Source organism: Nonomuraea indica (assembly GCF_002850745.1).
In the GTDB taxonomy this organism is placed as follows: Bacteria; Actinomycetota; Actinomycetes; order Streptosporangiales; family Streptosporangiaceae; genus Nonomuraea; species Nonomuraea indica.
Window position 1 is genome coordinate 246,917 of sequence record NZ_KZ559470.1, and the last position, 20,166, is coordinate 267,082.

At 72.1% G+C, this 20,166-nt stretch carries 18 protein-coding genes; 5 read left to right on the forward strand and 13 right to left on the reverse strand.

Annotated features, from left to right (window positions below; translation table 11 throughout):
* The first annotated feature begins 221 nt into the window (after nucleotides 1–221).
* Complete coding sequence (locus CXR44_RS15920; RefSeq protein WP_245899194.1) at nucleotides 222–1,508, forward strand: sensor histidine kinase; 1,287 nt, start codon at nucleotides 222–224, stop codon at nucleotides 1,506–1,508.
* Nucleotides 1,505–2,188: a response regulator gene (locus CXR44_RS15930; RefSeq protein ID WP_101786811.1), complete on the forward strand. Its 684-nt coding sequence runs from the start codon at nucleotides 1,505–1,507 to the stop codon at nucleotides 2,186–2,188. Before CXR44_RS15920 ends, CXR44_RS15930 begins: the two co-directional genes overlap by 4 nt.
* A gap of 242 nt (nucleotides 2,189–2,430) precedes the next feature.
* On the opposite strand, the gene CXR44_RS15935 is transcribed toward CXR44_RS15930, so the two are convergent.
* The 8 genes from CXR44_RS15935 to metH form a co-directional block, all read right to left on the reverse strand.
* A complete protein-coding gene (locus tag CXR44_RS15935) occupies nucleotides 2,431–3,495 on the reverse strand; it encodes an ABC transporter ATP-binding protein (RefSeq protein WP_397022505.1) in 1,065 nt (354 codons plus the stop codon).
* Entirely contained in the window at nucleotides 3,456–4,490 is a 1,035-nt protein-coding gene (locus CXR44_RS40150; RefSeq protein WP_101786813.1) for an ABC transporter ATP-binding protein, read from the reverse strand. The genes CXR44_RS15935 and CXR44_RS40150 overlap by 40 nt, the downstream gene beginning before the upstream one ends.
* Complete coding sequence (locus CXR44_RS15945) at nucleotides 4,487–5,506, reverse strand: ABC transporter permease (RefSeq protein WP_101786814.1); 1,020 nt, start codon at nucleotides 5,504–5,506, stop codon at nucleotides 4,487–4,489. Before CXR44_RS15945 ends, CXR44_RS40150 begins: the two co-directional genes overlap by 4 nt.
* Nucleotides 5,507–5,620: 114 nt before the next feature.
* Entirely contained in the window at nucleotides 5,621–7,384 is a 1,764-nt protein-coding gene (locus tag CXR44_RS15950; RefSeq protein WP_101786815.1) for an ABC transporter substrate-binding protein, read from the reverse strand.
* 52 nt (nucleotides 7,385–7,436) lie between these two features.
* Nucleotides 7,437–8,435 carry an ABC transporter permease gene (locus CXR44_RS15955; protein ID WP_101786816.1) on the reverse strand — a complete coding sequence of 333 codons (999 nt, stop codon included), beginning with the start codon at nucleotides 8,433–8,435 and terminating at the stop codon, nucleotides 7,437–7,439.
* Nucleotides 8,436–8,747: 312 nt separating this feature from the next.
* Nucleotides 8,748–9,248 carry a cellulose synthase gene (locus CXR44_RS15960; RefSeq protein WP_101786988.1) on the reverse strand — a complete coding sequence of 167 codons (501 nt, stop codon included), beginning with the start codon at nucleotides 9,246–9,248 and terminating at the stop codon, nucleotides 8,748–8,750.
* Between the two features lie 134 nt (nucleotides 9,249–9,382).
* Complete coding sequence (locus CXR44_RS15965) at nucleotides 9,383–10,027, reverse strand: HAD family hydrolase (RefSeq protein ID WP_101786817.1); 645 nt, start codon at nucleotides 10,025–10,027, stop codon at nucleotides 9,383–9,385.
* 54 nt (nucleotides 10,028–10,081) lie between these two features.
* Nucleotides 10,082–13,546, reverse strand: coding sequence for a methionine synthase (gene metH, locus CXR44_RS15970; RefSeq protein ID WP_101786818.1), 3,465 nt, complete (start codon nucleotides 13,544–13,546; stop codon nucleotides 10,082–10,084).
* A 415-nt stretch (nucleotides 13,547–13,961) separates the two neighbouring features.
* On the opposite strand from metH, the gene CXR44_RS15975 reads away from it, so the two are divergent.
* Together CXR44_RS15975 and CXR44_RS15980 are read left to right on the forward strand one after the other, a co-directional pair.
* On the forward strand, nucleotides 13,962–14,816 hold the full coding sequence (locus CXR44_RS15975) for a PAC2 family protein (protein WP_101786819.1): 855 nt from the start codon (nucleotides 13,962–13,964) through the stop codon (nucleotides 14,814–14,816).
* 218 nt (nucleotides 14,817–15,034) lie between these two features.
* Entirely contained in the window at nucleotides 15,035–15,535 is a 501-nt protein-coding gene (locus CXR44_RS15980; RefSeq protein WP_101786820.1) for a TetR family transcriptional regulator, read from the forward strand.
* Nucleotides 15,536–15,629: 94 nt separating this feature from the next.
* Here CXR44_RS15980 and CXR44_RS15985 read toward each other — a convergent pair whose 3' ends face one another.
* Nucleotides 15,630–16,325 carry a sirohydrochlorin chelatase gene (locus CXR44_RS15985; RefSeq protein WP_101786821.1) on the reverse strand — a complete coding sequence of 232 codons (696 nt, stop codon included), beginning with the start codon at nucleotides 16,323–16,325 and terminating at the stop codon, nucleotides 15,630–15,632.
* Nucleotides 16,322–17,491 carry a uroporphyrinogen-III synthase gene (locus tag CXR44_RS15990; RefSeq protein WP_245899195.1) on the reverse strand — a complete coding sequence of 390 codons (1,170 nt, stop codon included), beginning with the start codon at nucleotides 17,489–17,491 and terminating at the stop codon, nucleotides 16,322–16,324. The genes CXR44_RS15985 and CXR44_RS15990 overlap by 4 nt, the downstream gene beginning before the upstream one ends.
* A 262-nt stretch (nucleotides 17,492–17,753) precedes the next feature.
* Here CXR44_RS15990 and CXR44_RS15995 point away from each other — a divergent pair, with 262 nt between their 5' ends.
* On the forward strand, nucleotides 17,754–18,269 hold the full coding sequence (locus tag CXR44_RS15995) for a peptide deformylase (protein ID WP_245899196.1): 516 nt from the start codon (nucleotides 17,754–17,756) through the stop codon (nucleotides 18,267–18,269).
* Here the strand turns inward: CXR44_RS15995 and CXR44_RS16000 are convergent.
* The 3 genes from CXR44_RS16000 to CXR44_RS16010 are packed head-to-tail and all read right to left on the reverse strand — an operon-like array spanning nucleotide 18,205 to nucleotide 20,068.
* On the reverse strand, nucleotides 18,205–18,489 hold the full coding sequence (locus CXR44_RS16000; protein WP_219601824.1) for a WhiB family transcriptional regulator: 285 nt from the start codon (nucleotides 18,487–18,489) through the stop codon (nucleotides 18,205–18,207). The genes CXR44_RS15995 and CXR44_RS16000 overlap by 65 nt on opposite strands.
* Before the next feature lie 56 nt (nucleotides 18,490–18,545).
* Nucleotides 18,546–19,478 carry a glycosyltransferase gene (locus tag CXR44_RS16005; RefSeq protein ID WP_101786822.1) on the reverse strand — a complete coding sequence of 311 codons (933 nt, stop codon included), beginning with the start codon at nucleotides 19,476–19,478 and terminating at the stop codon, nucleotides 18,546–18,548.
* A complete protein-coding gene (locus tag CXR44_RS16010) occupies nucleotides 19,475–20,068 on the reverse strand; it encodes a D-glycero-alpha-D-manno-heptose-1,7-bisphosphate 7-phosphatase (RefSeq protein ID WP_245899197.1) in 594 nt (197 codons plus the stop codon). Before CXR44_RS16010 ends, CXR44_RS16005 begins: the two co-directional genes overlap by 4 nt.
* Nucleotides 20,069–20,166 lie beyond the last annotated feature (98 nt).

The window sequence follows — 20,166 nt, forward strand, 5'->3', positions numbered from 1 at the left end:
GTGGGCCCCCACTGATCCCGCTCGGCGGCGGCCACCAGGATGAGGCGGCGATCGTCCCGGTGGCCGGCCGGCCGGTCCGTGGGCCGGTTCACGGGTGTGCCGGGCCGGTCGTGGCGGGCGGGCATCCGGCTCTTACGCAGGATCATCCGGCTCTTTCGCAGGATGTCGTCTCCTCCCCTGGGAGGAGGTTGGGAGCTTCGGCCCGGCCCTACATTGAAGCGGTGCGCATCGACCGAACCCTGCTCCCCGACGCGGTGCTGGCTGTGGCGGTGGCGGCGGCCTCGGTGGCTCTGTTCGTGCTGTACGGACCCGAGCCGCCGGCGGCGGGCCTGCGTGCGCCCGACGCGGCCGGGGTGACGCTGGTGCTGCTGGCCTGCGTCCCGGTGGCGCTGCGCAGACGGTGGCCGATGGCGGGGCTGTGCGCGGCCCTGGCGCCCGAGACGTTGCTGTCCGCGCTGGGTTACGGCACGGGTGTGGCCGGGCTGGCGGGGCTGGTGATGCTCTACTCGGTGGCGTCCTATCGGGGTCTGGCGCTGGCGCTGGGGGCGTTGCTGCTGGCCGGCGCCCTGTACCTGGTGGGCGCGCTGGCCGGGCCGGCGGCGGGGATGGGCGTGAGCGACCATCTCATGGCCGTGGTGGTGCTGGTCGCGGTGTGGGGGGCGGGCCGGAGCCTGCGGCTGCGCCGGGCCTACCTGGCGGAGCTGCAGGACCGCGCGGCCCGGCTGGAGCGCGCGCACGCGGCCGACACGCGTGCCGCGCGGGCGGAGGAGCGGTCGCGGATCGCCCGCGAGCTTCACGACGTGGTGGCGCACCACGTCAGCGTGATGACCGTGCAGGCGTCCGCGGCGGGCAAGGTGCTGGCGTCCGACCCGGAGCTGGCGCGCGAGGCCCTGGCGGCGATCGAGCACACGGGCCGGATGGCGATGGCGGAGATGCGCAACATCGTCGGGGTGCTGCGCGCGGACGCGCGGGCCGAGCTGGGTCCGCAGCCGGGCACGGGCGACCTGCCGGCGCTGGTGGCGCAGATGCGCGAGGCGGGGCTGCTCACGCGGCTGACCGTGGAGGGCAGCGCCGGAGCGATCCCCGCCGGGGTGGACCTGGCCGCCTACCGGCTGGTCCAGGAGGGGCTCACCAACACGCTGCGGCACGCGGGGGCGGGAGCGCGGGCGCTGGTGACCGTCCGGCATCTGCCGGACGAGCTGGACGTCAGCGTGGCGGACGACGGGCGCGGGACGGGGCTGAACGGGCAGGGCGCGGCGGCCGCCGGCCAGGGCGCGGCGCAGGGCGGCCAAGGTGCGGGGCGGGGCGGCCAGGGTGCGGACCGGGGCGGGGAGCCCGCCGGTCGGGGCGGCCAGGGTGCGGGGCGGCCCGCCGGTGGGCCGCCGGGGCACGGCTTGGTGGGCATTCGCGAGCGCGTGGCCCTTTATGGTGGAATCCTCAGCGTCGGCCCGAGGCCGGGGGGCGGTTTCGAGGTGCGGGCGAGGTTCCCGCTGAAGGACGGACGATGACGATCAGAGTGCTGCTGGTGGACGACCAGCCGCTGCTGCGCACGGGGTTCCGCCTGATCCTCGAGGCCGAGCCGGACATCACCGTGGTGGGGCAGGCGGGCGACGGCAAGGATGCCCAGGAGCAGACCAGGGCGCTGATGCCCGACGTCGTGCTCATGGACATCCGGATGCCGGGTGTCGACGGGATCGAGGCCACCCGCCGGATCGTGCGGGAGGCGGCGCCCGCGGCGCACGTGCCGAAGGTGCTGGTGCTGACGACGTTCGACCTCGACGAGTACATCGTGGAGGCGTTGCGGTCGGGCGCGTCGGGGTTCCTGCTGAAGGACGTGCCGCCGGACGAGCTGGTGCAGGCGATCCGGGTGGTGGCGGCGGGCGAGGCGATCGTGGCGCCGAGCGTGACCCGGCGGCTGCTCGACCGGTTCGCGGCGCGGCTGCCGTCGGCGTACGAGCAGACGACGCCGGCGCGGCTGGACCGGCTGACGGAGCGGGAGCTGGAGGTGCTCCGGCTGATCGCCAAGGGCATGTCCAACGCGGAGATCGCCGCCAAGCTGGTGGTGAGCGAGACGACGGTGAAGACGCACGTCGGCAACGTGCTGACGAAGCTGGGGCTGCGTGACCGCGTGCAGGCCGTGGTGCTGGCGTACGAGACGGGGCTGATCACACCGGGCGCCCTGTCCTGACCGGTGGGCGCCGCCGACGGCCCCGCGGGCGGACGGCCGGTGACAGCCTGGCGACGACGGGCGCGGGCGGACACGCGGGCGTGCCACGCGGGCGAGACGAGCGCGGGCGAGACGAGCGCGGGCGTGCCAGGCGGGCGAGGACGGGCGCGGGCGGACCATGCGGGAGGGGGCGCTCGTCGAGGTGGGGAGGGCCCCGCCCCGGCTGGTGGAGGTGCCGGGGCGGGGAGTGTCGAGCCGGCGGGTCAGGCGGTGGCCGGAGTGCCGGCGGAGCCCGCCGGCACTTCCGGGGCGTTCTCCGGGAAGTGGCAGGCCACCCGGTGACCGCCCGCCAGCTCCTCCAGCGGCGGCTCGACCGTCTTGCAGATCTCCTGGGCCTTCCAGCACCGCGTGTGGAAGCGGCACGCGGGCGGCGGGTTGAGCGGGCTGGGGACGTCGCCGGTGAGGCGGATCCGCTCGCGGTCGGCGCGCGCCCGCGGGTCGGGCACCGGCACGGCCGACAGCAGGGCGTTGGTATAGGGGTGCATGGGCGCGCTGTAGAGGCGCTTGCGGTCGGCGATCTCGACGATCTTGCCGAGATACATGACGGCGACCCGGTCGCTGATGTGGCGGACCACCGACAGGTCGTGCGCGATGACCACGTAGGTGAGGTTCAGCTCGTTCTGCAGGTCCTCCAGCAGGTTGACGACCTGGGCCTGGATGGACACGTCGAGCGCGGACACCGGCTCGTCGGCGATGATGAGCTTGGGCTTGAGCGCGAGCGTGCGGGCGATGCCGATGCGCTGCCGCTGGCCGCCGGAGAACTCGTGCGGGTAGCGGTTGTAGTGCTCGGGGTTGAGGCCGACGAGTTCGAGGATCTCCTGCACGGCCTTCTTGATGCCCTGCTCCGGCTTGACGCCCTGGATGCGGAACGGGGCGCCGACGATGGCGCCGACCGTGTGCCGCGGGTTGAGCGACGAGTAGGGGTCCTGGAAGATCATCTGCATGTCGCGGCGGAGGGGGCGCAGGCTGCCCTGGCCGGCGTGGGTGATGTCCCGCCCCTCGAAGACGATCTTCCCGCCGGTGGGTTCGAGGAGCCGGGTGACCAGCCGGCCGGTGGTGGACTTGCCACAGCCGGACTCCCCCACCAGGCCGAGCGTCTCGCCCTTGAACACCTCGAAGCTGATGTCGTCCACCGCCTTGACGGCGCCGACCTGCCGCTTGAGCAGGCCCTTGTGGACGGGGAAGTGCTTCTGCAGGTTCTGTACGGACAGAAGCGGCTCGTTCTCGGTCACTGGGTCTCCAGCACTGGCTTGATCTCGTTCTCCCACAGCCTGCGCCGCTCGGCCTTGTCGAGGTGGCAGCGCACGAGGTGGCCGCCCTCGGTCTCGGCCAGCGGCGGCACCTCGGTGCCGGCCTTGCCGCCGGTCAGCTCGGCGTACGGGCATCGGGGGTGGAAGGCGCAGCCCGGCGGGACGTTGATGAGCGACGGCGGGCTGCCCTTGATGGGCAGCAGCCGTTCGGTGGGCTCCCGGTCGAGCCGGGGCATGGAGCCCAGCAGCCCCCAGGTGTAGGGGTGTTCGGGGCGGTAGAAGATGTCCTCGGTGGTGCCGTACTCGATGCACTTGCCCGCGTACATGACGAGGATGTCGTCGGACAGCTCGGCGACCACGCCCAGGTCGTGGGTGATGATGATGAGCGCGGAGTTGAACTCGCGCTGCAGGTCGCGCATGAGGTCGAGGATCTGGGCCTGCACGGTCACGTCGAGCGCGGTGGTCGGCTCGTCGGCGATGAGCAGCTCGGGGTCGCACGACAGCGCCATGGCGATCATGGCGCGCTGGCGCATGCCGCCGGAGAACTCGTGCGGGTAGGAGTCGACGCGGCGGGTCGGCTCGGGGATGCCGACGCGGCCGAGCATGTCGATGGCGTGCTTCTTGGCGACGGACTTGGAGACGTCGTGGTGGATCCGGTACGCCTCGATGATCTGGTCGCCGACCGTGTAGTAGGGGTGCATGGCCGACAGCGGATCCTGGAAGATCATCGCCATCTTCTTGCCGCGCAGCCCGCGCACGTGCTCCGGGGAGGCGCTGACGAGCTCCTCGCCGTCGAGCCAGATCTCGCCGGAGATCCTCGCCCGGCCGCCCTTGTGCAGGCCGAGGATGCCGAGGCTGGTGACGCTCTTGCCGGAGCCGGACTCGCCGACGATGCCGAGGGTCTTGCCCCGCTCCAGCCCGAAGGTGAGGCCGTCGACGGACTTGACGAGGCCGTCGTCGGTCGGGAAGTGGATGCGCAGGTCCTTGACGTCGAGGAAGCTCTGCTGGCTCACGTCAGCCTCACTCTCGGGTCGACGACGGCGTAGAGCAGGTCGACGATCAGGTTGGCCAGGATGACGAACAGGGCCGCCAGGAGGGTCACTCCCATGACCTTGGGCAGGTCCTGGTTGGTGATGGCGTCGATGGCGTACTTGCCGAGGCCGTTGAGCGAGTAGGCGGTCTCGGTGAGCACGGCGCCGCCGATCAGCAGGCCGAAGTCGAGGCCGAAGATCGTGATGATGGGCGTCAGGGCGCCGCGCAGGCCGTGCTTGACGATCACCTTGCGTTCGACGAGGCCCTTGGCCCTGGCCGTGCGGATGTAGTCCTCGTTCATCGTCTCCAGCATGCCCGCCCGGGTGAGGCGCGCGTACGTGGCGGCGAACAGGAACGCCAGCGTGATCCACGGCAGCAGCAGGCCGTAGGCCCAGCGGGCAGGTGAGTCCTCGATGGTGACGTAGTAGCCGCCCTGGGCGGCCCAGTTGAACGGGTTGCCGTAGGCGAAGAGCTGCAGCGAGATGAGGCCGGTGAAGAAGATCGGCAGCGATACGCCGGCGAGTGCGACGATCATCGCGAACCGGTCGAACACGGTGCCTCTGCGCAGGGCCGACAGCACGCCGATGCCGACGCCGAGCAGCACCCAGATCAACGCGGCGCCGATGGCCAGTGACAGGGTGACGGGCAGCCGGTTCATCAGGTCGGGGAAGACGGGCTGGCGGGTGATGAAGGAGTAGCCGAGGCACGGGGCGGGGCACTGCTCGACGCCCGCTCCGTAGTCGTACTCGGCGCCGGCGACGATGCCCTTGACGTACCTGCCGTACTGCACGATCAGGGGGTCGTTGAAGCCGAGGCGCTCGGCGGCCAGCTTGGCCGTCTCCTCGGTGGCCGTCCGGCCGACGTAGCGGCTGGCCATGCCCTCGGCGGTGGCCCCCGCGAGCCGCGGCACGAGGAAGAAGATCGCGAAGGTGGCCATGCTCACAATGGCGAGCATGATCACTGCGCTGATCAGGCGTCTGATGATGTATGTGAACACAGTGCCCGGCCCGGCGGCCGCCCCGGGGTTCGCCCGGGACGGCCGCCTGCGGCCTTCACCTGCCTTACTGCTCGGTCGGTTGGCCTACAGCTGCTCCTGCGACTGCGGGACGGGCTACTGGACGCCCATCGCCACGTAGTCGTACATCTGCTGGCCGTCGTTGACCATGACGTTGGTCAGGCCCTTGCCGCGGATGAGCAGCGACTTGGCCACGATGCCGGGCAGGATGACCGACTCCTCCATGACGCGCTTGTCGATGGCGGCGTAGAGCTGCTCGCGCTTGGCCGTGTCGGCCTCCTGGAGCGCCTGGTCGAACATCTTGTCGACCTCGGGGATCCGGACGGACAGGTTGGACGAGCCGCCGCTCTCGCGGATGACGCGGCTGTCGGTCATCTGCTGCAGGAAGCCGTAGCCGTCAGGCCAGTCGGAGCCCCAGCCGTTGATGGCCAGGCCCAGCTTCTCCTTGACCACGAACGACGGCTTGCCGGCGTAGAGGGAGAAGTAGTCCTTCAGCGGGTAGGGCTTGAGCGTCACGTTGATGCCGACGCGGGCCAGCGACTCCTTGAGCGCCTCGGCCGTCTTCTTCTCCTTGTCGCGCTCGGCGCGGTAGGAGATGTTCGTCTCGAAGCCGTTGGGCTGGCCGCACTTGGCCAGGTGCTCCTTGGCTTTGTTCAGGTCGCCCTTGCCCTCGGGGCTCGGGTAGAGGTCGATCTTCTGGTAGCCGGGGATGCCCGGGGGCAGCAGGCTGGTCGCGATCTCGCCACCGGTCGTGCCGCCGTAGGCCGCGACGTAGCCGGTCTTGTCGGCGGCGTACTGGATCGCGATCCGGCAGTCCTTGTTGTCCAGCGGCTTCACCGTCGGGTTGATCGAGGTGTACCAGAGCCGCTGCAGCGTGGGGTTGTCGGTGCGGGCCTTCAGCGCCGGGTCCGGCAGGATCTTGCTGAGCGCGGCGGGCTGGACACCGGTGCCCTCGACCGCGACGTGCAGGTCGCCGGAGATGAGGCGGTTGTCGATGTCGTCGGCGTTGACGTTGGTCGACACCTCGTAGCGGTCGGGCAGCGCCGGCCGGTTGGGGTCGGTCGCCGGGTCCCACTGGTCGTTGCGGACCAGGGTGAAGCCCTTGCCGATCTCGTTCTTCTCGAACTTGTACGGGCCCGAGGAGATCACGTGCTCCTGGTACTTGGTGCCCGTGTCCTTGGCCTCGGGCACCGGCATGGTGACCGACATCTGGGTCAGGTAGTCGAAGCCGCTGAAGGGCTGCTTCAGGTGGAAGACGACCGTCTTGTCGTCGGGCGTCTCGATGGCCGAGCTGAAGTCGGCGCCCTTCGACTTGTAGGGGCCCTTGTAGTCCTTCGGCCAGTTGAGCAGCTCGTTGAGGTACGTCGGGCCGTTGGGGAAGGTCTCCCGGTCGTAGGAGCGGGCCACGCCGTAGGCCACGTCCTTGGCGGTGATCGGGGTGCCGTCCTCGTACTTCAGACCGTCACGCAGGGTGTAGGTCCAGGTCTTGAAGTCCTCGCTCGGCTTGCCCAGCTCCTTGGCCAGGTCGGGCACCGGCTTGGCGCCCTCGGCGCCCGGCTTGCCGGGGAACATCGTCAGGGCGCGGCCGTACAGGCGGATGAAGTTCCACGAGTAGCCGTAGTAGGTGTCGGCCGGGTCGAGCGAGTCCCAGTCGCCGGAGTTGGCCAGCTTGATGGTGCCGCCCTTCTTCGTCGAAGGGTTGAACACCCCCGTGAGCGCGGCGTCGGCCTTGTCCTGGGCGGCGGGCTGACCGGGCTCGCCGGACGACTGAGGCGTGGTGCTGGTGCCTCCGCAGGCCGACAGGCCCAGGGCGAGTGCCACGGTGACCGCGGACACCGCCAGCGCGGGCTTTCTTCTCATCTGTTGCTACACCCCTTGTTGTTGGGAGGCAGGGAATCTGGGAGATCGAAGGTCATCGGTTGCCCCGCGGGTCCAGGGCGTCGCGCAGGCCGTCACCGAAGAGGTTGAAGGCGAGCACGGTGATGAAGATCGCCAGTCCGGGGAAGATGGCGAAGTGCGGCACGGTGTAGATGCGGGCCGCGTCGGCCAGCATCCCGCCCCAGGTGGGGGTCGGCGGGCGGACGCCGACCCCGAGGAACGACAGCGCGGCCTCGAACAGGATGTTCGTCGGGATCAGCAGCGTCGCGTAGATGAGGACGGGCGCCATCAGGTTGGGCAGCAGCTCGCGGACGATGATGTACGGCCCGCGTGCGCCGAGGCTCCTGGCGGCGTCGACGAACTCGCGTTCGCGCAGCGACAGGGTCTGGCCGCGGATGATGCGCCCGATGTACGGCCAGTTGAAGAACCCGATGATGAAGATGAGCAGGGAGACGCGCAGCGTGTCTCCGGACAGCCCGAACGCCTGGTCGGGCACCACGCCGGCGAGCGCGATGGCGAAGACCAGCAGCGGGAAGGCCAGGAAGACGTCCATGGCGCGGCTGATGACGGTGTCGACCCAGCCGCCGAAGTAGCCGGCCGTGACGCCGAGGACGGTGCCGATGCCGACCGACAGCAGGGTGGCGAGGAAGGCGATGAGCAGCGAGATGCGCGCGCCGTAGACGATGCGGCTGAAGATGTCGCGGCCCCAGACCGGCTCGACGCCGAACAGGAAGTCCCAGCCGATCCCGCCGAACCTGTCCTTGGGGATCTGCGTCTCCTGGTCGATCATCTCGCGGTGGAACTCCAGCGGCGGGTGACCGAACAGCTTCACGATGATCGGCGCGCAGATCGCCACCAGGACGAGGAAGACGATGATGCCCGCGCCGGTCATGGCGATCTTGTCGCGCTTGAGGCGCATCCAGGCGATCTGGCCGAGTGAGCGTCCCTGGATCGCCGTGCGGCCCGCGCCGGCCGCGACCGCTTCCGGTGCGGCGTGGGAGGCGGACTCGGGGACGTCGAGTGGTGCCGTCACGCGCCCTCCTCTCCTCGCGCCGCGCGGCGCTTCGAGGGTCGCGTGACCAAGGTACTGCGCATGCGCTTCAGGCCCCCTGGGTGTCAGACCACGTCCACGACGGCCGCCATCCGGTCAGGGTGACAACCGTGTCATTTCGGAACCGCACGTCACGGCCCCAGGGTGCAGAATCTATGCCCTGAGCTGCGCTGACCAGCCCTCAGCCCTGGTATGTGGCTCAACTGTGATTCACGCGAAACTTATTCGTATCGATCTTGACCCGAATTGTTCCGGGCGCATCGTGGTTGTGTCGCAGAACTGTGACAGAGGCCGTCAGCTGATGCCGCGGCGCCGAAGAATGTCCTCGATGTCGGAGAAGTCATCGTCGCTCTTGCGCTCCTGGGGGGCTGCCACCGCAGGCTTGCCCGTCTGCGGGGGCGCCGCCGGGGCCTGCGGCCGGCCCTGCGCCTGCCCCTGCGCCCCGCCCTGTGCCCGCGGCTGTGCCGGGGCGGCCTGGGACGCCTTGGCGAGCTTGCGCCCGCGCAGCACTCCCGACACCACGAACAGCACCACCGACAGCCCGGCCACCGCCACGCCCGCCCACACGACGGGGTTGAAGACCAGGCTCGTGACGAACCCGACGATCGTCGTGCCGATGGTCCACAGCGCCTGCAGCGCGCCGGTGAGATAGGCGGCCAGGGGCAGCAGCGCCCACGCCGCCACCCGTGTGCCCGCCGCGGCCCCGCGCCGCCGGAACGCCAGGAAGCTGAGCACCAACCCCGCGATGGTGACGCCCGCGCACAGCGGCAACCACGCGATCTGATCGAAAGTCATCTGGTCGCCCCTCTTGTCGACTGTGCCTTCCATCCTGGCACGCGTGCCGCTCCGGCCCTCCTCCCCGAGAACGACTCGCCCCCTAGGGGTGGTTCCCGTCGCGGGCGGGCGAACGGAGCCTCCGGGGGCGCAGGTCAGACGGGGACGAGGTCGCGCAGGTGCCCGACGGTGACGGCGGCGAGCGAAGGGACGACGAGCCGGCCGGGGGCGGGCTCGACGGGCAGGACGCCGGGGACGGCCACCACCGCGCAGCCGGCGGCCGTGGCCGCGGCGACGCCGTTGGGTGAGTCCTCCAGCACCACGCACCGGACCGGCTCGACACCCAGCAGCGCGGCGGCCGTCAGGTAGGGCTCGGGGTCGGGCTTGGTCCGCTCGACGTCGTCGGCCGTGACGACGGCGTCGAACCGGTCGTGCCGGACGTGCGCGAGCACGGCCTCGGCGATCTCCTTCAGGGACGAGGTGACGAGCGCGACGGGGACGCCCTCGGCGCGCAGGGCGTCGAGCAGCTCGCCGGCGCCGGGCATGACGCGGACCCCGCCGGCCAGCCGGGCGACCATGCCCCCCGCCATCCACTCCCACACCGTCTCCGGGGCGACGGAGGCTCCGGAGACGCCGAGCATGTAGTCGATCGTCCGCTCCATGGAGCCGCCCACCAGGTGCGCCTGGTGGGCGGGCGTCCACTCGGCGCCGAGCCGGGCCATCACCTCGGTCTCGATCTCCAGCCACACCTTCTCGGTGTCGACCAGCAACCCGTCCATGTCGAAGAAGACGGCGTCCATGCGCTCCCGATCGTTCGTGTGCTCCGCCAGGCCCGCCCGCCCGGGCGCGGCCGGTCAGACGTTGAAGTACTTGGCCTCGGGGTGGTGGGCGACCAGGGCGGAGGTGGCCTGCTCGGGGTGGAGCTGGAACTCCTCCGACAGCGTCACCCCGATCCGCTCCGGGTCGAGCAGCTCGAACAGCTGCACCTGGTCCTCCAGGTTGGGGCAGGCCGGGTAGCCGAACGAGTAGCGGCAGCCCTGGATGTTGACCTTGAGCATGTCGTCGAGCGACTCGTCGCCGCCGATGCCCCACTCCGAGCGGACCCTGGCGTGCCAGTATTCGGCCAGCGCCTCGGTGAGCTGCACGGACAGGCCGTGGAGTTCGAGGTAGTCGCGGTAGGCGTCCTTGGCGAACAGCTCGGCCGTCGCCTCGGAGATCCGGCCGCCCATGGTGGCCACCTGGAAGGCCACCACGTCCGGCTCACCCGACTCGCGCGGCCGGAAGAAGTCGGACAGGCACAGGTGCCGGTCGCGGCGCTGGCGGGGGAAGGTGAAGCGGGTGCGCTCGCCGCCCGCCTCGTCGAGGATGATCAGCGAGTCGCCGTCGCTGACGCAGGGGAAGTAGCCGTAGACGACCGCGGCCTCCAGCAGCCCCTCGGTCTGGATGCGCTCCAGCCACATGCGCAGCCGCGGCCGGCCCTCGGTCTCGACCAGCTCCTCGTAGCCCGGACCGTCGCCGCCCCGGGTGGGCTTGAGCCCCCACTGGCCGAGGAACAGGGCCCGCTCGTCGAGGAAGGCGGCGTAGTCGGCCAGCGAGATGCCCTTGACGATGCGGTCGCCGAGGAAGGGCGCCTTGGGCACCGGGTTGTCCAGCGCGACGTCGGAGCGGGCCGGCAGCTCCTCGACGGGGGTGCGCTCCAGCACCGCGCCGGTCCTGACACGTCGCTCGCGCAGCGGGGGCAGGGTGGCGCCCTCGACGCCGCGCTTGACGGCCATGAACGCGTCCATCAGCCGCAGCCCCTCGAACGCGTCGCGGGCGTAGCGGACCTCGCCCTCGAACAGCCCGGCGAGGTCCTGCTCGACGTAGGCGCGGGTGAGCGCGGCGCCGCCGAGCAGCACGGGGTACTTGGCGGACAGGCCCCTGGAGTTCATCTCCTCCAGGTTCTCCTTCATCACGACCGTGGACTTGACCAGCAGGCCGGACATGCCGATGACGTCGGCGCGCTGGTCGTCGGCGGCCTCCAGGATGGCCGAGACGGGCTGCTTGATGCCGAGGTTGACGACCTCGTAGCCGTTGTTGGACAGGATGATGTCGACGAGGTTCTTGCCGATGTCGTGCACGTCGCCCTTGACCGTGGCCAGCACGATGCGGCCCTTGGTCTCGCCCTCGACGCGGTCCATGTGAGGTTCGAGGTAGGCGACGGCCGCCTTCATCACCTCGGCCGACTGCAGCACGAACGGCAGCTGCATCTGGCCGGAGCCGAACAGCTCGCCGACCGTCTTCATGCCGTCGAGCAGCACGTCGTTGATGATCTCCAGGGCGGGCCGCTGCGCCAGCCCGGCCTCGAGGTCGGCCTCCAGGCCCTTGCGCTCGCCGTCGATGATGCGCCGCTTGAGCCGCTCCCACAGCGGCAGCGCGGCCAGCTCCTCGGCCTTGCCCGCGCGCATGGCGGCGGCGTCGACGCCCTCGAACAGGTCCATGAACCGCTGCAGCGGGTCGTATCCCTCGCGGCGGCGGTCGTAGACCATGTCGAGGGCGACCTGGCGCTGCTCGTCGGGGATGCGGGCCATGGGCAGGATCTTGGAGGCGTGCACGATCGCGGAGTCGAGCCCGGCGTTGACGCACTCGTTGAGGAAGACGGAGTTGAGCACCATCCGGGCGGCCGGGTTGAGGCCGAAGGAGATGTTGGACAGGCCCAGCGTGGTCTGCACGCCCGGGTAGCGGCGCTTGAGCTCGCGGATGGCCTCGATGGTCTCCAGGCCGTCGCGCCTGGTCTCCTCCTGCCCGGTGGCGATGGGGAAGGTGAGGCAGTCGACGATGATGTCCTCGATCCGCATGCCCCAGTTGCCGACGAGGTCCTCGATGAGGCGTACGGCGACGCGGACCTTCCAGTCGGCGGTGCGGGCCTGGCCCTCCTCGTCGATGGTGAGCGCCACCACGGCCGCCCCGTGCTCCTTGACCAGCCGCATGATCTTCTGGAAGCGGGAGTCGGGGCCGGCGCCGTCCTCGTAGTTGACGGAGTTGACGGCGGCGCGCCCGCCGAGCATCTCCAGGCCGGCCTGCAGGACGGCCGGCTCGGTGGAGTCGAGCATGATCGGCAGCGTGGAGGCGGTGGCGAAGCGGAACGCCAGCTCCTTCATGTCGGCCACGCCGTCGCGGCCGACGTAGTCGACGCACAGGTCGAGCATGTGGGCGCCGCCGCGCGCCTGCTCGCGGGCCATCTCGACGCAGTCGTCCCAGCGGCCCTCCAGCATGGCCTCGCGGAAGACCTTGGAGCCGTTGGTGTTGCAGCGCTCGCCGATGGCGAGGTAGGAGGTGTCCTGCCGGAACGGCACGCTCTGGTAGAGGGAGGAGGCGCCGGGCTCCGGGTGCGGGCGGCGGGCGGCGGGCGCCTTGCCGCGGACCCGCTCGACGACCTGACGCAGATGCTCGGGCGTGGTGCCGCAGCAGCCGCCGACCAGCGACAGGCCGTAGTCGCGGGTGAAGGCGTCGTGGGCGTCGGCCAGCTCCTGCGCGGTCAGCGGGTAGTAGGCGCCGTCGGAGGTGAGCACCGGCAGGCCGGCGTTGGGCATGCACGACAGGCGGGCCCGGGAGTGGCGGGCGAGGTAGCGCAGGTGCTCGCTCATCTCGGCGGGGCCGGTGGCGCAGTTGAGGCCGATCACGTCGACGCCGAGCGGCTCGATGGCCGTCAGCGCGGCGCCGATCTCGGAGCCGAGCAGCATCGCGCCGTTGGTCTCGATCGTCACCTGGGCGATGATCGGCACGTCGCGGCCGGACGCCTCGGCGGCGGTCCTGGCGCCGATCACGGCGGCCTTGACCTGCAGCAGGTCCTGGCAGGTCTCGATGATGAGGGCGTCGGCGCCGCCCGCGATGAGGCCGGCGGCGTTGTCGCGGTAGGCGTCGCGCAGGCTCGCGTACGGCAGGTGGCCGAGGGTGGGCAGCTTGGTGCCGGGGCCCATGGAGCCGAGGACGAAACGCGGGTGGTCGGGGGTCGACCAGTGGTCGGCCCGCTGCCTGGCGATGCGGGCGCCGGCCTCGGAGTATTCGTAGACGCGCTCGGAGATGTCGTACTCGCCGAGGGCGGCGAGGTTGGCGCCGAAGGTGTTGGTCTCGACGCAGTCGACGCCGACGGCGAAATAGGCGTCGTGGACGCCCTGGACGATGTCGGGCCTGGTGACGTTGAGCACCTCGTTGCAGCCCTCGTGACCCTCGAAGTCGTCGAGGGTGGGGTCTTGAGCCTGCAACATCGTCCCCATGGCTCCGTCGGCGACGATGACTCGCTGGGACAACACCTCGCGGAAGGACGGAGAGCTGCTCATGGCATGCAGCTTATCGGCTGCGCCAGGGGCGGCGGCGTCGCCGTTCCACCCCTTGGACACGCCGCCGGGCGGCCCGCCACGCCCGCCGCCGCCCGGGGCGGCACGTGGCGCCGCCGGGGCTCCACGTGCGCTCCACCTGGGCCGTCGCGCCGCCGCCGGGCGCGTCGCCGTCGCGGCGGCGCCGCCCGCGGTGTCGGCCACGGGGTCGGCCGCGGGGTCACACGGGGTGCGCCCACGGGGTCGAGACGGGAGCGTTCTTGCTGGTCACGCGCCCCTGTCGTGCCGCTGTCGCGGGCCTGCCGCGCTCCGGCGCCACGGGCGCGGGCGGGGCGGGGAGCTAGATCGCCCCACACGGTGACATGAGCACCACCTCACCGCATAGGCTAGGCCCGATGGAGGAAAGAGGAGGCGCCACGTGATCGAGCTCGAAGGGCTCCCCGAGCTCGTCGACCCGGTGCTCATTGCCGCGTTCGAGGGGTGGAACGACGCGGGCGAGGCTTCCAGCGGCGTGATCGCCCATCTCGAGACCGCCTGGAAGGCCGAGCCGCTGGTGGCTCTCGACCCCGACGACTACTACGACTTCCAGGTGACCCGCCCGGTCGTGCAGATGGGCGACGGGCTGACCCGCTCGATCGTGTGGCCGACGACGCGGCTGCTGCGCGCCCGCCCGCCGGGCGTGGAGCGTGACGTGGTGCTGCTGCGCGGCATCGAGCCCAACATGCGCTGGCGTTCGTTCTGCGCCGACATCGTCGAGGTCTGCCGTGAGCTGGGCGTGGAGCTGGCCGTGATGCTGGGGGCGCTGCTCAACGACTCGCCGCACACCCGGCCGGTGCCGATCCTGGGCGGCGCCACCGACGAGGCGCTGGCCAGGTCGACCAACCTGGAGCTCAGCCGTTACGAGGGGCCGACCGGCATCGTGGGGGTGCTGCAGCACGCCTTCGGCGAGGCGGGCCTGGACGCGGTGTCGCTGTGGGCGTCGGTGCCGCACTACGTGGCGCAGCCGCCCAACCCGAAGGCGACGCTGGCGCTGCTGCGCCGCCTGGAGGACCTGCTGGAGATCCCGATGCCGCTGGGCGACCTCGACGAGGAGGCCCGGGCGTGGGAGCGGGGCGTGGACGAGCTGGCCTCCCAGGACAGTGAGGTGGCCGAATACGTCAAGGAGCTGGAGGACCGCAAGGACGCCGCCGAGCTGCCGGAGGCGAGCGGCGACGCGATCGCGGCGGAGTTCGAGCGCTACCTGCGGCGTCGCGACACCGACACTGACAGCTAACTCACAGGTACACAACGCCTAACTTTTCGGATGTTCCGGGTCATAATCGGTGCCGTGAAACGCTGTTAGGAAACGGTCCGATTCAACGGGAGAGACATCCCCGAACGCCGCGACGCCACACCACCCCCCACGTGACCGCGCACGTTAGGCCGCCCATGGTGACTTCCCATGTAGATCCGCCCCAGCGAAGCCAGGACACGAGGCGACGCGTTCTGGAGATGGCCCTCGCCCTCAGGGACGGACGTCCCGGCGGCTCGGTCGATCACTTCCTCGCGCTGCTGCAGTACCGTCTGCCCTTCTGGCTGAGCGTCCTGCACGACCTGTCCGACCGGGTGGGGCACGGCCGGGTGACCGGCAACCTCGTCCCGATCGCGCGGGCGGGCATCGCCTACAACCTGGAGGTGCAGTCGGCGGCGCTGCCCGTGTTCACCTCGCCGAACGTCACCGTCCGCTTCCGTGAGGCGCTGCGCGAGGCGGGGCTCGGGCCGGAGGCCGAGGAGGTGCCGCTGGCGGCCTACCTCGACGGCGAGCGGCGGCTCGGCCGGGTGGCCGCCGGCGTGGACCCTCGGGCGAGCGCGCGGCTGCTGCTCGCGGGCTGCTTCCACCGGGCCTGCATGGAGCTGTTCGTGGGCGCCGGGGCGGGGCCGTCGCTGGACGCGAGCGCCGAGGAGATCGTCCGCGAGCTTCGCCTGGAACCGGCCGCGCCGCCGCCGGGCTGATCTCCGGCGGTGGCGGCCCCGACGGGCAGCGCCGCCGCCGGGCCGATCTCAGGCGACGGCGGCCCGGACGGACAGCGCCGCCACCGGGCCGATCTCAGGCGATGGCCGCCCCGACGGGCAGCGCCGCCTGGTCGAAACGGCTCCACACCAGCGCCGCCACGTCCGGGTCCGCGCCGAGCGGCTCGCTGACCAGGTCGGCGCCCGCCACGGCGATGCGGCCGTGGAAGAAGCCGGGTGCGAGCACGTACGAGGCGATCGCCACCCGCGCGGCCGGACCGGAGCGGAGCCGGTCCAGCGCCTCGTCCAGGGTGGGGGCGCCGGCCGAGGCGAAGGCGGCGGTGACCGGGCGGGCGAGCCGCAGCCCGAGCCGGTGGGCCTGGGCGCGGACGTCGGCGAGCGCGGCCGGGTCGGAGGAGCCGGCGGCGCCGAGGACGACGGCGTCGCCGGGGCGCAGCCCCGCGCGGGCGAGCTTGCGGGCGAGCGCGGAGGTGAGCAGCCGGTGCGGCCCGAGCGGCGGGGTGACGAGCGCGTCGGGTCGGTGCTCGGCGAGGACGGCGGGCAGGTCGACGTGCACGTGGTAGCCGCCGGCCAGCAGCAGGGGCGCCACGACGACGGGGCCGTCGACCGCGGGCAGCGCGTCGGCGAGCAGGGGGCGGCTGATCTCCAGGTAGGCCAGTTCGACGCGGTGGCCGGGGCGCTGCCGGCGGACGGCGGCGGCCAGGTCGGCGAGGGTGCGCTCCCCCGCGGCGCTGCGGGTGCCGTGCGCGACGAGGACGAGGGCGGGCCTCACCGGTCCGCCTCGTGGGCGCAGGCGAGCCGGTAGCCGCGTTTGACCACGGTCTCCACGATGCCGGCCGGGCCGAGGGCGCGGCGCAGACGGGTGATGGCCATCTCGACGGCGTGCTCGGCGGACTCCCTGGCGACGCTGCCCGGCAGGACGGTGCGCAGCTCGGTGCGGGAGACGACGTGGCCGGGCTTGTCGGCGAGCCGCTTGAGCACCGCCATCGGGGCGGGCGGCAGCGGGCGCAGGTCACCGCCGACGACGACGGCGTGGCCGCGGATCTCCAGCCGGTGGCCGCCCGCGACGAGCCGGGTGACGCCGTGCTCGGGCAGGTGCCTGGCCAGGGCGCGGGCGAGGGAGCCGAGCCGGGCGCGGTCCGGCTGCAGGGTCGGGATGCCGCGGGAGACGAGCGGGTCGGCAGTCACGGGGCCGACGCAGGCGGCCACGACCCGGCTGCCGAACGCCGACAGCAGCGGCTCCTCCAGCCCTTCCGCGCGGGCAGCGGCGATCATGGCGTGGACGGCGGGCGCGCTGGTGAAGGCGACGGCGTCGACGGCGCCGGAGATGGTCTGGGTGATCAGGCGGCGCAGCGGGGAGGGGTCGCGGTACGGCAGCCACCGGTAGACGGGGATCTCGATGACCTCGGCGCCGGCGCCGCGCAGGGCGTCGACGAAGTCGGCCAGCGGCTCGCCGTGCAGCTGCACGGCGATGCGGCGGCCGCGCAGGTCCTGGCGGAGCAGGTGGTCCTTGACCTCGCGGCAGGAGTCGCTGTCGGGCGTCCAGTGGTCGTCGAGGCCGGCGGCGCGCACCGCTCCCCTGGCCTTGGGGCCGCGGGTGAGCAGCCGGGCCGTGGACAGGCGGGCGACCAGGTCGGCCGACAGGCCCCAGCCCTCGGCGGCGGCCATCCAGCCGCGGAAGCCGACGCCGGTGGTGACGACGACGTCGTCGAGGGGTGCGGCGAGGGCGTGCCGGGTGGCGGCCAGCAGGTCGGAGTCCTCGGCGAGCGGGACGAGCCGGATCGCGGGCGCGCTGACGACGCGGGCGCCGCGCCGTTCGAGGAGCGCGCCGAACTCCTCGCGGCGGCGGGTCGCGGTGACGCCGACGGTGAAGCCCGACAGGGCGTTGGGCGCCGTCTCGGGCGGCCGGGGCGGCTCTTCGGCGGGGATCGCGCTCACAGGGACACCTCCTGACGGGTCGGGGCGGCCGGCGGACACGGGAGGGCCGGCCCGCCTGGCCGGCGTGGGGGAACGGGCGTGCCTGGGACGGCCGGTCCGGCCCCGAGCGCCGGGCCGGGCATCACAGGCACGCGAGCCGGAAGTGAGATCACGCGATCGATCCTGCTTTTGCGCCGTTTCGCCGCTGGGTCCCTTCTGTTACCGCTGTGCTACAACCCTCGCCCCTCGCGGTTGGCCCTCGGGGGGCGCGGGAAGGTGCGGGATGATCGAGACGGCCTATCGGGGAGGTGCGGTGACGGTCCGGCAGATTCTGATGTTCGGCGATCCGGCGCTGCGCGCCGTGGCGGAGCCCGTGCGGGACTTCGACCGCGAGCTGCGCGGCCTGGTCAAGTCATTGACGGCCACGCTGCGGGCGGGAGCGGGGCGGGCGGGCCTGGCGGCGCCGCAGCTCGGGGTGCCGCTGCGCGTGGTCGTCTACGCCTACGAGGGCAAGGCGGGGCATCTGGTCAACCCGAGGCTCGAGCTGTCCGAACGGCGGGTGACGGCGGACGAGGCGTGCCTGTCGGCGCCTGGCGTGTGGTGGCCGCTGGAGCGGGCCTACATGGTGACGGCGCGGGGGCGCGACATGTTCGGCAAGCCGGTCGTGGTGCGGGGGCTGGGCGTGCTGGCGAGGGTGCTGCAGCACGAGGTCGACCATCTGGACGGCGTACTGTTCAGCGACCACCTGGACGAGGACGAGCGGGCACGGTTTCTCGCCGCGGCGGCACCATCGGGGTGAGGGATCGGCGTTGCGCGGGGTCGGTGCCTCCCCAGACGCCGTTCATCTGCCGGGTGTCGATGGCGTAGTCGAGGCACGGCTGCCGCACGGGGCATCCCCGGCAGACCGCCTTGGCGCGTTCCACCTGTTCGAGCCCCGGTCCTTCCAGGGTGATCGGGAAGAACAGCTCCGGGTCCATGGTCTGGCAGGCCGCCCTGCGCGACCAGTCGAGCATCATCATGCCCACCTGCCCTACCCGCGTCGCCGCGAGTCATACCACCGTATTACGGACATACATTAGCTACCTGCAGAGACTTCCGAAAGTAGCCGATCCCAATCGGTGAGGAACCGGGCCAGCCCGTAGCGGGCCAGCGCCGCCGCCCGTGCCGCCTTCCCCGCCTGCGCGGCGCGCTCCGGGTCGGCGGCGAAGTCGGCCAGCGCCCGCACCAGCACGTCCACGTCGGTCGAGATCACGCCGGCCTCCGGCGGCACCGCCTCGACCGCCTCGGTGGTGGCGAGCGCGACGACCGGCATGCCGAGCGTCATGGCCTCGACGAGCGCGAGCCCGAGCGAGGTCCACCGGTAGGGGTGCAGGTAGACGCGCCGCCGGGCCAGCTCGGCGTGCATGGCGTGCTGCGGCAGGTCCTCGTACGTGCCGTACGGCAGGCCGGTCACCCGCATCCCGAACACGTCGAGCGGAACCCGCGCGGCGAAGCGCGGCAGCAGGTCGGTGCCCGCCACCCGGGTGCGCCGCACCGGCTCGTTGACCACGACGCCGGCCCGGGGCAGCTCGCCGGTGTAGAGGTGACCGGGGTCGGGGACGCCGTGCTCGATCACCCGCGTGGGCGCCCGGCCGTTGTCCCAGAACAGCTCGTTGAAGTGGGTGACGTGCACGAGCGTGACGTCGTCGCGGTCCGCCACCGGGTGGCGGGTACGGGGCACGTCACCGGCCGGCGTGTTGTGCTCGACGTAGACGCCGGGCACGTCGCGGCCGAGCCACTCGCGGGCCAGCTCCGGCTCGTGCGGGCGCTGGTAGACGACCACGTCGACCGGCTCGTCGCGCAGCCGGTCGAACGGCACCTCGCGGGCGTCGGCGGGCCAGTCGAACGTCCGCGCCCGGCCCCGCCCGGCCGGTCCCCGGCCGGGCACGAGCGGCAGCACGTACTCGTGGCCGCCGCGCACGAAGGCACTGGTGTACGAGCCGTGCACGTGCCACAGCAGGATCCTCACCAGCGGCTCCAGCCCATCGCCCGCGACCAGCGGGCGCCCGCGCCGACCGGGGCCGCGGCCTCGAGCTCGCTCAGCACGCGGTCGGCCACGTCGGTCAGGTCGGCGGCCACCTCCGGCGCCTGCGCGACCTCCTCCGGACGGGTCACCTCGGTCGGCACCAGGATGCCGCGCGCGCCGGCGGCCCTGGCGGCCTCCATGTCGCGGCCGATGTCGCCCACCACGACGCAGTCGCGCGGGCTGACGTCCAGCACCGCCGCCGCCCTGATCACCAGGCCGGGGGCGGGTTTGCGGCAGGTGCAGCCGTCGGCGTCGTCGTGGACGCAGATCGCCCACGCGTCGAACGGTCCGAGCAGTTCCTCCACGCGGGCGTTGACCTGGTCCATGTCGTCGGGCGAGATGAGGCCCTTGGCCACGCCCGACTGGTTGGTGACGACGGCCACCGGAACGTCGGCCCTGCGCAGCCGCGCCAGCGCCTCGGCGGCTCCCGGCATGATCTCCACCCGGTCCGGGTCGCCGTTGTACGGAACGTCCCTGATGAGGGTCCCGTCACGGTCGAACAGCACGGCACCGGGACGTCGTCGTTCGTACACCTTCCACCTCCGCGAGGGCCTTGCGCGGCTCCGTCGAGCCGTCCGCCAGCTACCCGGCCGGGCACCCCGCAAACAACTACTTAGAGTGAACAAGGGCC

Excerpts from the sequence above, each read along its gene's own strand:
- CXR44_RS15930 (WP_101786811.1), top strand. The coding sequence starts at position 1,505 with ATGACGATCAGAGTGCTGCTGGTGGACGACCAGCCGCTGCTGCGCACG.
- CXR44_RS15950 (WP_101786815.1), bottom strand. The coding sequence starts at position 7,384 with ATGAGAAGAAAGCCCGCGCTGGCGGTGTCCGCGGTCACCGTGGCACTC.
- CXR44_RS15960 (WP_101786988.1), bottom strand. The coding sequence starts at position 9,248 with ATGACTTTCGATCAGATCGCGTGGTTGCCGCTGTGCGCGGGCGTCACC.
- CXR44_RS15965 (WP_101786817.1), bottom strand. The coding sequence starts at position 10,027 with ATGGACGCCGTCTTCTTCGACATGGACGGGTTGCTGGTCGACACCGAG.
- metH (WP_101786818.1), bottom strand. The coding sequence starts at position 13,546 with ATGAGCAGCTCTCCGTCCTTCCGCGAGGTGTTGTCCCAGCGAGTCATC.
- CXR44_RS15980 (WP_101786820.1), top strand. The coding sequence starts at position 15,035 with ATGGCCCTCGCCCTCAGGGACGGACGTCCCGGCGGCTCGGTCGATCAC.
- CXR44_RS15995 (WP_245899196.1), top strand. The coding sequence starts at position 17,754 with ATGATCGAGACGGCCTATCGGGGAGGTGCGGTGACGGTCCGGCAGATT.
- CXR44_RS16000 (WP_219601824.1), bottom strand. The coding sequence starts at position 18,489 with ATGATGATGCTCGACTGGTCGCGCAGGGCGGCCTGCCAGACCATGGAC.